Origin of the sequence: Leucobacter chromiireducens, assembly GCF_003917135.1 — a bacterium.
GTDB lineage: Bacteria > Actinomycetota > Actinomycetes > Actinomycetales > Microbacteriaceae > Leucobacter > Leucobacter chromiireducens_A.
In genome coordinates this window covers 13,555-27,457 of sequence record NZ_RPDI01000002.1, presented here as the reverse complement: position 1 = coordinate 27,457, position 13,903 = coordinate 13,555, and the positions used below count along the sequence as shown (strand labels likewise).

Below are 13,903 nucleotides of genomic sequence, written 5' to 3'. Positions count from 1 at the left end.
GGCCCACGGTCGTTCCGGAGTGGCGCGCTAGAACCAGCTTGAGGTGCGGATCTGCCGCATCGCCTCGCCGCGCGGCTCTCGGTCGAGCCGCTGAATGTACAGCTTGCCGTCGAGGTGATCGCACTCGTGCTGCAGCGCCTGCGCGAGCAGGCCCTCCCCCGAGATCACGATCTCAGCGCCGTCGAGGTCCATGCCGCGCACCGTCGCCCGCGGGTAGCGCATGACCTCGAACCAGAGATCGGGCACCGAGAGGCACCCCTCCCCGGTGGGCACCGGCTCCCCCTCGAGCGCGACGATCTCCGGGTTCAGGACGTAGCTGATCTCACCGTCGATGTGCAGCGAGAAGGCACGCAGCTGGTGCCCGATCTGCGTCGAGGCGAGCCCGGCCCGCCCGTCGAAGGCGACCGTGTCGAGGAGGTCCTGGACGAGGGCGCGTACGCCCTCGTCCACCTCCTCGATCGGATCGCACACCGTACGGAGGACCGGGTCGCCAAACAGGCGGATGTCTCGAACTGCCACGCTCGGTATCTTAGGCGATGACCACGATGAGGTCGCCCGACTCGAGCGCGCGCGTCCCGTCGAACACCACGCGCTCAACGACACCGGAGACCGGTGCGGTGATCGCCGCCTCCATCTTCATGGCCTCGATCGTGGCGACGGGCTGGCCGACCTCGACGTGATCGCCCGCGGCCACCTTCACCGTGACCGTGCCGGAGAACGGCGCAGCGACCTGGCCGGCGACCGTGCGGTCGGCCTTCTCCGCCACCGGCGCCGAGACCGCAACGCGCTCGTCCTTCACGAACACCTGGCGCAGCTGCCCGTTGACGCGCACCATGACGGTGCGCACGCCCTTGTCGTCGGCCTCGCCGATCGCCTCGAGTCCGACGTAGAGGCGCACGCCCTTCGCGAGGTCGATCGCGTGCTCGGCGCCTGGCACGAGCCCGTACAGGTAGTCCGGGGTGTCGAGCACCGAGAGGTCGCCGAACTGCGCGCGGTCGCGCTCGAACTGCTGCGTCGGCTGCGGGAAGAGCAGGCGGTTCAGCGTGTCGCGGCGGGTCGCCCCGGCCTCCGCGAGGAGCGCGGCGTCCGCGTCGCTCACCGGCGTGACCGCGGTGTCGACCGCGCGGCCTGCGAGCACCTTGGATCGGAATGGCTCCGGCCAGCCGCCGGGGATCTCCCCCAGCTCGCCGGCGAGGAAGCCCACCACCGAGTCCGGCACATCGTACTGCTCGGGGTTCGCCTCGAAGTCGGCGGGATCGGCGTCGACCGCCGCGAGGTGCAGCGCCAGGTCGCCCACCACCTTCGAGGAGGGCGTCACCTTCGGGATCCTGCCGAGGATCCGGTCTGCCGCCGCGTACATGTCCTCGATCTTCTCGAAGTCGTCGGCCAGGCCGAGCGCGATCGCCTGCTGGCGCAGGTTCGAGAGCTGCCCGCCGGGGATCTCGTGCGTGTAGACGCGGCCCGTTGGTGCCGGCAGGCCCGACTCGAACGGCCGGTAGAGCGCGCGCACGGCGTCCCAGTAGGGCTCGAGCGCGAACACCGCGTCGGGATCGAGCCCGGTGTCCCGCTCCGTGTTCGCGAGGCCGGCGACGAGCGCGGACAGCGAGGGCTGGCTCGTCGTGCCCGACATGGGCGCCGAGGCGACGTCAACGGCGTCGACGCCGGCCTGCGCCGCCGCGAGCAGCGTCGCGAGCTGGCCGCCCGGGGTGTCGTGCGTGTGGAGGTGCACGGGGAGCTCGAAGCGGTCGCGCAGCGCGGTGACCAGCTTCGCGGCCGCGGCCGGGCGGAGCAGCCCGGCCATGTCCTTGACGGCGAGCACGTGCGCGCCGGCGTCCACGATCTGCTCGGCGAGGCCGAGGTAGTAGTCGAGCGTGTACTTGTCCTCGGCGGGCGAGAGCAGGTTGCCGGTGTACGCCATCGCCACCTCGGCGACCGCGGTGCCGGTCTCGCGCACCGCGTCGATGGCGACCCGCATTTGGGACACGTCGTTGAGCGCGTCGAAGATGCGGAAGACGTCGACGCCGGTGGCCGCCGCCTCACTGACGAACGCGCGCGCGACACTCGCAGGGTACGGGGTGTAGCCGACCGTGTTCTGGCCGCGGAGCAGCATCTGGATGGGCACGTCGCCGAGCGTCTCCCGCAGCGCGGCGAGCCGCTCCCACGGGTCCTCGCCGAGGAAGCGCAGCGCAACGTCGTAGGTCGCCCCGCCCCAGGCCTCCACCGACCAGAGCTGCGGGGTCATTCGCGCGACGTACGGGGCGATGCGCGTGAGGTCCTTGGTGCGCACGCGCGTCGCGAGCAGCGACTGGTGGGCGTCGCGGAACGTGGTCTCGGTGACCGCGAGCGCGGTCTGCTCGCGCAGGCTCCGCGCGTACCGCTCGGGTCCGAGCTCACGGAGGCGCGAGCGCGCGCCGGCCGGGGCCGGCTGGGACAGGTCCAGCGCTGGCAGCTTCGCCGCGGGATCGAGCTGGCCGGGGCGCTGCCCGTTCGGCTGGTTCACCGTGACGTTCGCGACGTGCTGCAGCAGGCGCGTCGCGCGGTCCTTCGGCTTGTTCATCTCGAGCAGCTCCGGCCGCTCCTCAATGAACGAGGTCGCAACGTCGCCGGCCTGGAAATCGGGATCGGCGAGCACCGCCTGCAGGAAGGGGATGTTCGTCGCCACCCCGCGGATGCGGAACTCGGCGAGCGCGCGGCGTGCGCGCACCACGGCGTCCTCGAAGGTGCGGCCGCGGCACGTGAGCTTCGCGAGCATCGAGTCGAAGTGGGGGCTGATCTGCGCGCCGGCGTTGATCGTGCCGCCGTCGAGGCGCACGCCGCCGCCGCCCGGCGAGCGGTACGCGGTGATGCGGCCGAGATCGGGGCGGAAGCCGTTCGCGGGATCCTCGGTGGTGATGCGGCACTGCAGGGCGGCGCCACGCAGCTGAATGCGATCCTGCGTGAGCTCGAGCTCCGCGAGCGTTGCGCCGGCCGCGATGCGCATCTGCGCGCGCACGAGGTCGATGTCGGTCACCTCTTCGGTGACGGTGTGCTCCACCTGGATGCGCGGGTTCATCTCGATGAACACGTGCTCGCCCGCGCGCTCGCCCTCGGTGTCGAGCAGGAACTCCACGGTGCCGGCGTTCTCGTAGCCGATCGACTTCGCGAAGGCGATGGCGTCGCGGGTGAGCTCCGCCCGCTTCTCCTCGGAGAGGTTCGGAGCCGGCGCGATCTCGACGACCTTCTGGTGGCGGCGCTGCACCGAGCAGTCGCGCTCGAACAGGTGCACCGCCTCGCCGGTCGCGTCGGCGAGCACCTGCACCTCGATGTGGCGCGGGCGCAGCACGGCCTGCTCGATGAACATCGTCGCATCGCCGAAGGCGGACTCCGCCTCGCGCATGGCCGACTCGAGCGCGTCGCGCAGGTCCTCGGCGCGCTCGACGCGGCGCATGCCGCGCCCGCCGCCGCCGGCGACCGCCTTCGCGAAGACCGGGAAGCCGATCTCGGTCGCGCCGGCGATGAGCGCGTCGATATCCTGCGACGGCGGGGTCGAGCGGAGCACGGGAACGCCCGCGGCGATGGCGTGCTCCTTCGCCGCAACCTTGTTGCCCGCCATCTCGAGCGCGATCCGGCCCGGCCCGATGAAGCGGATGCCCGCGGCCTCCGCGGCGGCCGCAAGCTCGGGGTTCTCGGAGAGGAAGCCGTAGCCCGGGTAGATCGCGTCAGCGCCGGACTCGCGCGCCACGCGCACGATCTCGGCGACGTCGAGGTAGGCGCGCACCGGGTGCCCCACCTCGCCGATCAGGTAGGCCTCGTCGGCCTTTAGCCGGTGCAGCGAGTTGCGATCCTCGTACGGGAACACGGCGACCGTCGAGGCCCCGAGCTCGTGCGCTGCGCGAAACGCGCGGATCGCGATCTCACCGCGATTGGCAACCAGAACTTTCCTAAACATGCAGATGTACCTCTCTGTCTATCGGCTCGTCGCCGGTTGCCCAGACCGCGCGATTCGTTCGATATCAAGATACATGTTCGAGCGGTTCCCGCGCGGAATACCGCAGGATCTGCGACGCACGTCCCGCGAGACGGCAGCTCCGTTCGCGCACACGGGGCTCCAGATGCAGCCTGGAGGGGTGCAGAGGCTCCGCCCAGGCAGCCCGGTGCGGTGCCGTTCCGACCGAACTACGCTGGGTCGGGAGCTGCGCCGCGATCATCGCCGATCCCGCAGCTGCTCTCTGTCCCTCCACCGTCGAAGGAACACATGACACTCATCACACCGGGAGGTGGCGTGCGCGCACGCCGCCCCATTGCACTCGCCGCAGTGCTCGCGCTCGCCGCCGGCCTGTTCGCGCTCCCCGCGCCAGCCGCCTTCGCCGACACGGCGATCGACGGCCCGCGCACCTCGGGCGACCCCGTCGTCCCGAACGTCGGCAACGGCGGCTACGACGCGCTGAACTACGACGTCTCGCTCGCCTGGACGCCCGACGAGGTGCAGACCGGCCCGCTCGTTGCCGGCCGCATCGATTCCGCGACCACCACGATGACCGCCCGCGCCGAGCAACCGCTGCGCTCGTTCTCGCTCGATTTCGAGGGCATGGAGGTCGACTCCGTGACGGTCAACGGCCAGCCGGCCGAGTGGCGGCGTGAGGTCGACCCCGGCGCGATCACATTCAAGCTGATCGTCACCCCCGCGGTGGCCGTGTCCGGCGAGTTCACCACGACCGTCACCTACCACGGCGTCCCCGTGACGCACATCGACAAGGACGGCGCGGCTGAGGGCTGGAGCGCGACGAGCGACGGCGCGATGCTGCTCGGCCAGCCGATCGGCATGATGGCCGGCTTCCCGCACAACAACACCCCGGCGGACAAGGCGACGTACACCTTCACGCTCGACATCCCCTCGACGCTCGCTGCGGCCGACGGCTCCGATCCGATGCCCGCGGCCGCGGTGAGTAACGGCGAGCTCGCCTCACGCACGCCGTCCGCGGACGGCACCCGCACCACCTGGAAGTGGGTGCAGCAAAAGCAGATGGCTTCGGAGCTCGTGATCATCGGCATCGGGCGCTACGAGATTGTTGAGGGCAACGTGCAGCTGCGCGACGGCCGGACGATCCCGAGCTGGTCGTTCATCGATGCAACGCTCTCGGACTCGAACAAGGCGACCGTGCGCGCGCGGATCGCCCAGCTCCAGGAGATCACGCAGAATCTCGAGCGGGTCTACGGTCCGTACCCTGGCAACAGCACCGGCGTCGTGGTCGACACCGTGCCGCCGGAGATCAACTACGCGCTCGAAACGCAGGACCGCTCGTTCTTCCCCACCGCGCGATCGGTCGCAGGGAACACGCTCATCCACGAGCTCGTGCACCAGTGGTACGGCAACAACGTCTCCCCCACCACGTGGACCGACATCTGGATCGCGGAGGGGATGGCGACCTGGGGTCCGACGCACTACAACAGCCCAGCCGGCTTCGGCTCGGGCAAGTCGACCGAGCAGAGCTACTTCGAGTCCTGGAATGGGACCGCAGCGAGCTCCACGAACTGGCAGATCCCGCCCGGCGCACAGAACGACTCCAAGTTCCTCTACGGCTACCAGACGTACACGCGCAGCGCGCAGTTCTGGGAGGCGCTGAAGATCAGCATCGGCGACGAGGCGTTCTTCGACGTCGTCGCCGAGTGGCAGGCTCGCTACGGCGGACAGAGCGTCTCGGGCGCCGAACTGCTGGCGCTCGCCGAGGAACGCTCCGGCCGCGACCTCGACGCCTTCTGGCACGACTGGGTGATGAAACCGGGCAAGCCGGCGTGGCCGGAGAAGCTCACGGTGAGCCTCACCACGCCGGAGCGTTCGGCGGCGCTGTCGCGCGGCGAGCAGGTCGAGTACACCCTCACCGCGAAGAACACCGGGTTCGTGCCCCTCGCGACGTCCGTCGTGACCGTCGACGCAGGCTCGCTGCTCGAGCGTGCGACGCTCGCGGATCTCCCCGCTGGTCTGAGCCGCGACGGCACGACCCTCAGCTGGCAGGTGCCAGCCACCGCGACCGGCGCGGACGCGACGATCACGTTCGCCGCGACGGTCGCGGACACCGCATCGGGCGGCACCATCGGCGCGACGGCCGAGGTCGCCACCCTCGGCGGCACCTGCGCCGAGTGCAGCACCGAACTCGCGGTCGCTGAATACGAGATCTCCCCGGCACCCGTGCCGACAATCGCGGGGACCGCGCGCGTCGGCGAGACCCTCACCGCGAAGACCGCTGGCTGGCCAGCGGGCACGGCGTTCAGCTACCAGTGGGCCATCGGCGGCGCGGATGTGGCCGATGCGAGCGGCGCGACGTTCGCCGTGGACGCATCGGCGCTCGGCAAGACCATCACCGTCGCGGTCACCGGCACGAAGGAGCACTTCCTCCCGGTCACCCGCGTGAGCGAAGCGACCGCGCAGGTCGTCGCGGCGCCGGACCCCGGCACGGATCCCGGAACTGATCCGGGCACGGATCCGGGCACGGATCCCGGCACCGCAGCGCCCGTCGCGCCGGACGCGGCCGCGCTCACCGCCGCGCTGGAGGGCCTGATCACGTTCCCCGGCACCGTGCGCCCCGGCGAGCAGATCACCGTCGGCGTCGGCGCGTCGCTCGCGGGCAGCACCGTCGAGGGCTGGCTCTTCTCCTCGCCGGCACACCTCGGATCGCTCCGCGTCGATGCGCAGGGCGAGCTGCGGCTCACGATCCCGGCGAACGCCGAGCTCGGCGCGCACCGCCTCGCCATCGCGCGCGCCGACGGGACCGTGATCGGCTGGGGGCCGATCCTGATCGAGCAACCGGGACTCGCGACGACCGGTGGCACGCTGCCGCTCGCGGCCACGGCGGTCGGCGCGGTGCTGCTCCTCGCTGGCGGCGTGTTGCTCGCTACGCGGCTGCGGCGACGGGACGACGCGGCTGAGCGCAACTAGCGCCTCACTGGCGGGCCGTGGGATCGTGGCGTGCTGCCTGATCCCGCGGCCCGCACGGGTGTCCGCATGGGCCCCGGAATTCCGCTCTGCGCGAGCACGAAATACTCGCACTAGCTCGCGTCCAGGGCAGATCGACTAAACTCGTCCTGTGCATGTATTGAGTGTGAGTTCCCTCAAGGGTGGCGTCGGAAAGACCACGGTGACCCTCGGTCTTGCGTCGGCAGCGTTTTCGCGCGGTCTGCGCACCCTCGTCGTCGATTTCGACCCCCAGTCCGACGTCTCCACCGGCCTCGCGGTGAACCCCGAGGGGTTCCTCAACGTCGCCGACGTGCTCGAGAGCCCGAAGGAGAAGACCGTGCGCGCGGCCATCGCGCACAGCGGGTGGAACGACTACCACGAGGGCGGCACGATCGACCTGATGGTCGGCAGCCCCTCCTCCATCAACTTCGACGGCCCGCACCCGTCGGCGCGCGACATCTGGAAGCTCGAGGAGGCGCTCGCCATCGTCGAGTCCGAGTACGATCTCGTGCTCATCGACTGCGCGCCCTCGCTCAACGCGCTCACGCGCACCGCGTGGGCTGCGAGCGACCGCGTGCTCGTCGTCGCTGAGCCGAGCCTGTTCGCCGTCGCGGCGACCGACCGCGCGCTCCGCGCGATCGAGGAGATCCGCCGCGGCGTGAGCCCGCGCCTCCAGCCGCTCGGGATCCTGATCAACCGCACGCAGCCGCAGTCGATGGAGCACCAGTTCCGCATCCGCGAGCTCCGCGAGATGTTCGGCCCGCTCGTGCTCACCCCGCAGCTGCCCGAGCGGCCCTCCCTGCAGCAGGCGCAGGGCGCCGCGAAGCCCGTGCACATGTGGCCGGGCGAGCAGTCGCAGGAGATGGCGGGCAACTTCGACCTGATCCTCGACCGCGTGCTGCGCAGCGCCGGCATGGACGCCGCCCGCTCGGGCAAGGCGCCGGCACAGGCCACCACCGTGACCGACTAGGCGCACACACTCGCACACGCGTGAAGCCCCCTGCCGAGGCAGGGGGCTTCACGCGTTTCTCGGCACCACCGCCCGGCGATGGACCGGTGAACGCTAGGAGATCTTGCGGGTGCCGCGGCGCGCAGCGAGCTCGTCGACGGACGCCGCCTGCTCGCGATGCTCGTCCATGTCGACGAGCGAGGTCTCGACCTCGCGGAGCACCTTGCCGACCGCGATCCCGAACACGCCCTGGCCGCGGCTCACGAGGTCGATGACCTCGTCGCTCGAGGTGCACAGGTAGACGCCGGCGCCGTCGCTCATGAGCGTGGTCTGCGAGAGGTCGTGAACACCGGCCTCGTGCAGCTGCGCGACGGCGGTGCGGATCTGCTGCAGCGAGATGCCGGTGTCGAGGAGGCGCTTCACGAGCTTGAGCACGAGGATGTCGCGGAAGCCGTAGAGGCGCTGCGAACCCGAGCCAGCCGCACCGCGCACGGTCGGCTCAACGAGCCCGGTGCGCGCCCAGTAGTCGAGCTGGCGGTAGCTGATGCCGGCCGCGCGGGCCGCGGTTGCGCCCTTGAAGCCGCCGTCCTGATTGGGCCGCGGCAGGCCGTCGTCGAACAGCAGATCGTCCGCGATGGACTCCCCGAGAGTCTGCGAAGAACCGTCTTCCCCCACCGGGTGCTGCGTGTCCTTCATTGAGTTCCTTTCTCGGGGACGCGAGCGCGCCCAACTCCCCCAACGCTACCCACACGCACAGCCCCGTGCAACGACCGTGGAGCGTCATTTTCCCCGTGTCGCCTTCATGCTGAACTTGAAGGTTGAAACGACGCGGATCTGGCCCAGCTCAGGCCCCGGAAATTGCCCGCCGCAACACGCCGGATCGCACCGTGTCGAGATAGCCGGCAAACTCGAGGGCTTCCTCGTCGCCCGCCGGGGTGCCACGCTTCACGCCCCGGGTGGACGCCGCGCGCGAGATCAGCTCGGCCTCGCGCTCCACCGCAACGCGGACGGAGCGGAGGTGGCGCGGGGTGATCCCCCGCTCGGCGAGCCGAAGCAGCGCGGTCAGCTGCGCCACTGCGTCGTGCGGGAAGACCTCGGCCGCCGGGAGCAGCCCGGCCGCGATCGCCTCGCCAAGAAACCGCGTGCTCGCACCGGTCGAGCGGCACAGCTCGTCGCTGCTCAGGACACGCTTCGGCGAGAGGATGCTCGACGCGCTGCGCCGCGCGGCGCCGGGGATGATCGGGTCGCGGCCCTGATCCATCTCGTCCAGCACCTCGGCGATGACCTTCAGGGGCAGGTAGTGATCCCGCTGCAGCGTGAGGATGAGTCGCAGCCGCTCGATGTGCGCCTGCGAGAACTTCCGATACCCCGACTTCGTTCGCTCGGGCGTCACGAGCCCCTGCTCCTCAAGGAAGCGGAGCTTCGACGGCGACAGATCAGCGAAGTCGACGGCCAGGTACGACAGCACCTGGCCGATGCTGAGGAGGCCGGAAACGGGCTGGCGTGCTGCCGCGCCCGTCATCTCACGCGCCTTCTGCGAGGTCGAACCGCGAGGCGAAGAACGTGAAGCGGAACTTGCCCACCTGCACCTCGACGCCGTCCTCGAGCACCACTTCTCCCGTGATGCGATCCCCGTCGCAGAAGGTCCCGTTCAGTGAGCCCTTGTCGGCAACCGAGAACGTGGTGCCGGAGCGGCGGAACTCCGCGTGACGGCGCGAGACCGTGACGTCGTCGAGGAAGATATCGACGGCCGGGTGACGGCCGGCAACCGTGACCTCCTGATCCAGCAGGAAGCGCGCCCCGAGATCCGGCCCGCGACGCACCACGAGCAGTGCGGCGCCCGAGGGAAGCGCCTCGACCGCTTCGCGCTCGTCAATGGTCAGGTCCGTCGCCCGTGAGCGAATCATCGCCCCCAAATCCTCACGGAACTGCTGCGTTGCGCGCACCTCGGTGTTGTCGGCGCGACGGGCGTGATTCTCGGTGTTCACGTGCTCACCCACTCCTACTGCTCGGGGCTTCGGTGAGCCGGGCGGCTCAGTCCCTCTACGCTATCGCAGCGAGTGGGCGCGGCGCACCTCGCCGAGCGAATTCACGGCAGCGTTCCGTGAGGCGTGCTATGAGTTGCGCTCATTCTGCTCAAGGAATGCGTAGACCTCGTTCGAATCGACGCCGGGGAACGTGCCGGTCGGGAGCGCGGCGAGCAGGCTCGTCGGCGTCGCGGCCTCCGGCCACGCGGCAGCCTCCCACTTCGCGGTGAGCTCGGTCGACGCCTGCCGGCAGCACCGATCGTCCGGGCAGAACGACTGTGAGCGATGCGGCGTCTCGCGGCCACGGAACCACTTCACGTCCTCGAAGCGCACCCCGACGCTCACCGAGTACAGGCCCTCCTTCGCCTTCTCGACGCGCGAAGTGCACCAGTACGTGCCCCCCGCAGCCATATCCGTGTACTGGTACCAGGGGTTGAAGCGATCCGGCTGGCTGAAGATCGTGCGCGCCGTCCAGTTGCGGCACACCATCGCGCCCTCGAAGTTGCCGAGCGCGTCGGACGGGAACCGCACGCCGTCGTTCTCGTAGGCCTTGATCAACGTGCCGGACTCGTGCGCCTTCATGAAGTGCACCTGCAGGCCGAGCCGCTCGGTCGCGAGGTTCGTGAAGCGGTGCGCCGCCATCTCGTAGGACACCCCGAACGCATCGCGCAGATCCTCCATCGAGATCTGGCGCTGCTTCTTCGCGGCGGCGAGGTGCTCGACGGCCGCCTCCTCCGGCAGCAGCACCGCGCCGGCCAGGTAGTTCGCCTCGACGCGCTGCCGCAGGAAATCGCCGTAGCTCCGCGGCTCCTCGTGCCCGCACACGAGGCTCGCGAGCGCGCGCAGGATCGGCGCACGCGCGTCACGCGACGGGAGGTTGCTACTCAGGTAGATACGCCCGTTCCGACGGTCGATCACCGAGCGCGTCGAGTGCGGCATGTTCGAGACGTAGTGCAGGCTGAAGCCGAGCTTCTCCGCGACGCTCGAGGTCGTCTGCTGGGACACGGGGCCGCCCGTGTAGCCGACGCTGTCGAGCAACTGGGACGCCGCGCGCTCCAGCTCGGGGTAGTAGTTGCCCGCGACGCGCATCTCGGCGCGGAGCTCGGTGTTCGCGCGGCGCGCTTCCTCGGGGGTCGCAGCTCGCTCACGGTGCAGCCGCTCGACCTCCTGGTGCAGCCCCAGAATCGCCTTCAGCGTCTCGTCGCTCGTGGCCTTCGACACGCGGATCGGCTGGATCCCGAGCGACCCGAACACAGTGCCGCGCTGCGCGCGCTCCACCGCGATCTCGAGCGCCGCGCGCTCGCTCGGCGCCTCGTCGATGAGCAGCTCATCAACGGTCACCCCGAGCGCTGCGGCGAGCGCGCGGAGCAGCGGCAGCCGGGGCTCGCGCTTGCCGTTCTCGATCGCGGAGAGCTGCGAGGGCGCACGGTCGACCGCCGCGGCGAGCTGCTCGAGCGTCATGCCGCGCTCGGTGCGGCGCTCGCGCACGCGGCGGCCGAGCGTGAGCGCGTCTCCCCCGTCCTCGGGCTCGGCGTCGAGGCCGGCTGTGGGCGCGAGCGGGGTGGCGAGTGAGGTCATGCGCCCAGCCTCTCACCTCCGCATTCTTTCAGCAAGCAGAAATACTGCGAATCTTCTCCCCCGGAACGTGCGGTGTGGTACCCCCGACAGCCCCAAAGATGGAAGTACCCGAGCTCCACCGTCGGAGCCACTTCACCGCAAAGGACGCATCATGACCACCACGCAGGCGGCTCAGCAGCAGTCGCAGACCGCCACCCCCTCCTTCGGCCCTCGCATCGAGATCACCGGCACCGCCTTCGCACGCAGCGAAGAGATCCTCACGCCAGACGCGCTCGCGTTCCTCACCGAGCTGCATCACCGCTTCGCGAGCACCCGCCACGAGCGGCTCGCGGATCGCCAGCGTCGGCGCTACGAGATCGGCAACGGGCGCGATCCGAAGTTCCGCGAGGACACCCGCCAGATTCGCGAGGATGCGAGCTGGCGCGTCGCTGGGGCGGGTCCCGGGCTTGAGGACCGTCGCGTGGAGATCACCGGCCCGACCGACCCGAAGATGACCATCAACGCGATGAACTCCGGGGCGAAGGTGTGGCTCGCCGACCAGGAGGACGCAACGAGCCCCACCTGGAAGAACGTCATCGGCGGCCAGCTGTCCCTGTTCGACGCGATCCGCGGCCAGCTCGAGTACACGAGCCCCGAGGGCAAGGAGTACCGCATCACCGCGGAGACGACGCCGACCATCGTGATGCGTCCGCGCGGCTGGCACCTCGTGGAGAAGCACATGCGGTTCACCGACGCGCAGGGCCAGTCGGGCGCCGCGTCCGGCAGCCTCGTCGACTTCGGGCTCTACGCCTTCCACAACGCGCAGGAGCTCGTGGCGCGCGGCCACGGCCCCTACTTCTACATCGCCAAGCTCGAGTCGAGCGAGGAGGCGAAGCTGTGGGACGACATCTTCACCTTCACCGAGCAGCAGCTGGGGCTCGCGCACGGCACGATCCGCGCGACGGTGCTCATCGAGACGCTGCCCGCGGCCTTCGAGATGGAGGAGATCCTCTACGTAATGCGCGATCACATCGCCGGGCTGAACGCCGGGCGCTGGGACTACATCTTCTCGATCATCAAGAACTACCGCGGCCGCGGGGCGCGCTTCGTGCTCCCGGACCGCAGCGAGGTCACGATGACGGTGCCATTCATGCGCGCGTACACCGAACTGCTCGTGCAGACGTGCCACAAGCGCGGGGCGCACGCGATCGGCGGCATGAGCGCCTTCATCCCGAACCGCCGCGACGCCGAGGTCACGGCGCGGGCCGAGGAGAAGGTGCGCGCGGACAAGCAGCGCGAGGCCGGCGACGGCTTCGACGGCACCTGGGTGGCGCACCCCGACCTGATCCCGGTGGCGCAGGCCGAGTTCGACGCGGTGCTCGGCGACCGCCCCAACCAGGTGGAGCGACAGCGCGACGACGTGCGCGTGACCGCGGCGCAGCTGCTCGACGTGCACATCGGCCGCGACATCACCGAGGCTGGGGTGCGCGAGAACGTGTCGATCGGCCTCCGCTACATCGAGGCGTGGCTGCGCGGCAACGGCGCGGTCGCGATCGACAACCTGATGGAGGACGCGGCGACCGCCGAGATCAGCCGCTCGCAGATCTGGCAGTGGATCCACCAGGATCAGTCGACCGCCGAGGGCACCCGCATCACCCGCGAGTGGGTGTCGGGGATCCTGCGCGAGACGGTGGCGGGCTTCGAGCGCTTCGCGGGGGATCGCTTCGACGACGCTGCCGAGCTGTTCGCCGACGTGGCCCTCGGGGACGACTTCCCGACCTTCCTGACGGTGCCGGCGTACAGCCGCTACCTGGTTGACGCGTAACCGCACATCCGGGTGCGCGGTGCCCTACGGATCTTCGGGTCCGCAGGGCACCGCGCATTTTCGTGTGTCGGTGGCATGTGCCATCCTCGAATCACACGATCCCGACGAGAGGACAGCACGAACATGGGATTCTTCACGAAAGACAGCACCCCGGCGGTCGGCGGCGGGGACGCACTGTCCCCCATCTCCAAGGATCGCATCAAGGCGGGCCTCGAGCGCGCGGGGTGGTCGTACAGCGTTGACTCCGACGGCGACATCGGGGGCGGCTGGGAGTACGCGTCGTTCTTCTTCTTCCTGAGCGGCAAGGAGGAGGAGCTGCTCTGCATCCGGGGCAACTGGCGCGGCAAGCTGCAGGCCGCGGAGCTGGCGAAGGCGATCGAGACGTGCAACGCCTGGAACGCGGAGAAGCTCTGGCCCAAGACCTACGCCCGGCTCGACGATGAGGGCTTCGTGCGCGTGCACACCGAGCACAATGTCGACTACGAGCAGGGCATCACCGACGGACAGCTCGATCAGCAGCTGCTCTGCGCGGTGAACACCGGCATGTCGTTCTACGAGCACGTCAACGAGGTCTTCCCGGAGACCTGGGCCGAGTACCAGCCAGAGGACTGAGC

General features: G+C 70.0%; 10 protein-coding genes. 4 read left to right on the top strand and 6 right to left on the bottom strand.

Features of this window, described 5'->3' with window-relative positions; genetic code table 11:
- Positions 1-27: 27 nt before the first annotated feature.
- Together def and EGM46_RS01235 are read right to left on the bottom strand one after the other, a co-directional pair.
- Positions 28-519: a peptide deformylase gene (gene def / locus EGM46_RS01240; protein ID WP_125098363.1), complete on the bottom strand. Its 492-nt coding sequence runs from the start codon at positions 517-519 to the stop codon at positions 28-30.
- A gap of 10 nt (positions 520-529) precedes the next feature.
- Positions 530-3,928: a pyruvate carboxylase gene (locus EGM46_RS01235; RefSeq protein WP_125098362.1), complete on the bottom strand. Its 3,399-nt coding sequence runs from the start codon at positions 3,926-3,928 to the stop codon at positions 530-532.
- Positions 3,929-4,234: 306 nt separating this feature from the next.
- On the opposite strand from EGM46_RS01235, the gene EGM46_RS01230 reads away from it, so the two are divergent.
- Positions 4,235-6,913 (top strand): M1 family aminopeptidase, encoded by a 2,679-nt coding sequence (locus EGM46_RS01230; protein WP_125098361.1) that lies wholly within the window; start codon positions 4,235-4,237, stop codon positions 6,911-6,913.
- Between the two features lie 148 nt (positions 6,914-7,061).
- Entirely contained in the window at positions 7,062-7,901 is an 840-nt protein-coding gene (locus EGM46_RS01225) for a ParA family protein (protein ID WP_125098360.1), read from the top strand.
- A 93-nt stretch (positions 7,902-7,994) separates the two neighbouring features.
- Here EGM46_RS01225 and EGM46_RS01220 read toward each other — a convergent pair whose 3' ends face one another.
- The 4 genes from EGM46_RS01220 to EGM46_RS01205 form a co-directional block, all read right to left on the bottom strand.
- Entirely contained in the window at positions 7,995-8,576 is a 582-nt protein-coding gene (locus EGM46_RS01220; RefSeq protein WP_125098359.1) for a MerR family transcriptional regulator, read from the bottom strand.
- 148 nt (positions 8,577-8,724) lie between these two features.
- Positions 8,725-9,402: a transcriptional regulator FtsR gene (gene ftsR, locus EGM46_RS01215; protein ID WP_125098358.1), complete on the bottom strand. Its 678-nt coding sequence runs from the start codon at positions 9,400-9,402 to the stop codon at positions 8,725-8,727.
- 1 nt (position 9,403) lies between these two features.
- Complete coding sequence (locus EGM46_RS01210; RefSeq protein ID WP_125098357.1) at positions 9,404-9,868, bottom strand: FHA domain-containing protein; 465 nt, start codon at positions 9,866-9,868, stop codon at positions 9,404-9,406.
- A 126-nt stretch (positions 9,869-9,994) separates the two neighbouring features.
- Positions 9,995-11,485 (bottom strand): XRE family transcriptional regulator, encoded by a 1,491-nt coding sequence (locus tag EGM46_RS01205; protein ID WP_125098356.1) that lies wholly within the window; start codon positions 11,483-11,485, stop codon positions 9,995-9,997.
- Positions 11,486-11,636: 151 nt separating this feature from the next.
- On the opposite strand from EGM46_RS01205, the gene aceB reads away from it, so the two are divergent.
- The gene (gene aceB, locus EGM46_RS01200; protein ID WP_125098355.1) at positions 11,637-13,289 is read left to right on the top strand and encodes a malate synthase A; all 1,653 of its coding nucleotides are present in this window, start codon (positions 11,637-11,639) and stop codon (positions 13,287-13,289) included.
- Between the two features lie 123 nt (positions 13,290-13,412).
- Positions 13,413-13,901: a YbjN domain-containing protein gene (locus EGM46_RS01195; protein ID WP_125098354.1), complete on the top strand. Its 489-nt coding sequence runs from the start codon at positions 13,413-13,415 to the stop codon at positions 13,899-13,901.
- The last annotated feature ends 2 nt before the right edge of the window (positions 13,902-13,903 follow it).

What these genes read in the sequence shown, in the direction of transcription:
- EGM46_RS01220 (WP_125098359.1), bottom strand. Translation starts at nt 8,576, where the DNA reads ATGAAGGACACGCAGCACCCGGTGGGGGAAGACGGTTCTTCGCAGACT.
- EGM46_RS01205 (WP_125098356.1), bottom strand. Translation starts at nt 11,485, where the DNA reads ATGACCTCACTCGCCACCCCGCTCGCGCCCACAGCCGGCCTCGACGCC.
- aceB (WP_125098355.1), top strand. Translation starts at nt 11,637, where the DNA reads ATGACCACCACGCAGGCGGCTCAGCAGCAGTCGCAGACCGCCACCCCC.
- EGM46_RS01235 (WP_125098362.1), bottom strand. Translation starts at nt 3,928, where the DNA reads ATGTTTAGGAAAGTTCTGGTTGCCAATCGCGGTGAGATCGCGATCCGC.
- EGM46_RS01230 (WP_125098361.1), top strand. Translation starts at nt 4,235, where the DNA reads ATGACACTCATCACACCGGGAGGTGGCGTGCGCGCACGCCGCCCCATT.
- ftsR (WP_125098358.1), bottom strand. Translation starts at nt 9,402, where the DNA reads ATGACGGGCGCGGCAGCACGCCAGCCCGTTTCCGGCCTCCTCAGCATC.
- EGM46_RS01195 (WP_125098354.1), top strand. Translation starts at nt 13,413, where the DNA reads ATGGGATTCTTCACGAAAGACAGCACCCCGGCGGTCGGCGGCGGGGAC.